1 protein-coding gene is annotated in these 1,356 nt (G+C 75.7%); it reads left to right on the forward strand.

What is annotated here, in order from left to right:
* Window positions 1-1,328 (forward strand): O-antigen ligase family protein (locus tag ACIQOV_RS41575; RefSeq protein ID WP_401056358.1); only part of this gene is annotated, 1,328 nt, incomplete at its 5' end.
* Window positions 1,329-1,356 lie beyond the last annotated feature (28 nt).

The raw sequence follows: 1,356 nt of genomic DNA on the forward strand, positions 1-1,356 counted from the left end.
CCCTCCACCGCCCGGTCTTACGCGGGGCCCTGCCCGCGCTCGCGCAGCGCACCAGCCCGCTGGCCGCCGCCACCGTCCTGCTGGTCTGCGTGCCCACCGGCCAGAAGGACGTCGCCGCCGCCGTCCACATCACCGCCGCCGACCTCGCCTCGCTGGCCCTGGTCGCCCTCACCGCGCTCGACCTGCTGCGCGGACGCCTGCCCGCGATCAGCCGCACCGCCTGCGCCCTGTTCGGCGCGGTCGTGGTCGCCGCCGCCGTCGCCACCGTCGGCTCGATCGACCCCGCCGCGAGCGCCACCGGCTTCGTCCGCCTCACCCAGGTGTTCGTCCTGGTCCCCGCCGCCGTCCTCTGCTCCCTGCGCGACCGCACCGACCAGCGCCTGGTCCTCGGCTCCTTCGTGCTCGCCGCACTGATCCAGGGCGTGGTCGGCGCCAAGCAGTACCTCACCCACACCGGCGCCTCCTACACCGGCCAGCCGATCCGGGCCGTCGGCACCTTCGGCGCCCTCGACATCATGGCGATGTCCAGCGTGGTCAGCTACGGGCTGCTCGCCGCCCTCGCGCTCGGCCTCGCCGAGCGCGGCCCCGACGGCAACGCCCGGCTGCGCCGCGCCATGTTCGCCGCCGCCGCCTTCCTCGCCTTCCCGCTGGCCGTCTCCTTCAGCCGCGGCAGCTGGATCGCCACCGGCCTCGCCGCCACCGTGCTGCTGCTGCGCGTCGACGCCCGGCTGCTGGTGCGCGGCGCGGTCCTCGGCCTGGCCGCCGTGGTCGTCCTGGTCGGCGGCCTCGGCCTCGGCGGCTCCGGCGTCACCAAGCGGCTCAGCTCGATCGGCTCCGTCTCCGCCGCCCCCGACCAGTCCGTCTCCGACCGGTACGACCTGTGGTCCACCGCCGGACGGATCTGGCAGGACCACCCCGTGCACGGCGCCGGACCCAAGGCCTTCCAGCAACTGCGCGACAGCCACGCCCCGCTGCGGCTGTCCTCCGGCAGCGACGCCGCCGACGCCACCATCGGCTTCCAGCGCGAACCGCTGCTCTCCCCGCACAACATGTACCTCCTGGTGCTGAGCGAGCAGGGCCTGATCGGCATCACCGCCTACGCCGCGCTCTTCCTCGCCCTGCTGACCGGCTGCCTGCGCCACCGCCACGGCCCCGGGCTCGCCGCACTCGCCCTGCTCACCTGGGTGCTGGTCGACTTCCTGTACGCGGACATCGGCGGCGCCACCACCGTACTGACCTCCGTCGTCCTCGGCCTCGCCGCCCGCGCGGCCGCCCACCGACCCGAGCGTCCCGCCACCGGCCCGGTGGCCACCGGAGCGGCCCGGTGACCACCGACCCGCCCGCCGTCGTCGTCCC

The sequence above is a fragment of the Kitasatospora sp. NPDC091257 genome, from assembly GCF_044757675.1.
GTDB lineage: Bacteria > Actinomycetota > Actinomycetes > Streptomycetales > Streptomycetaceae > Kitasatospora > Kitasatospora lactacystinica.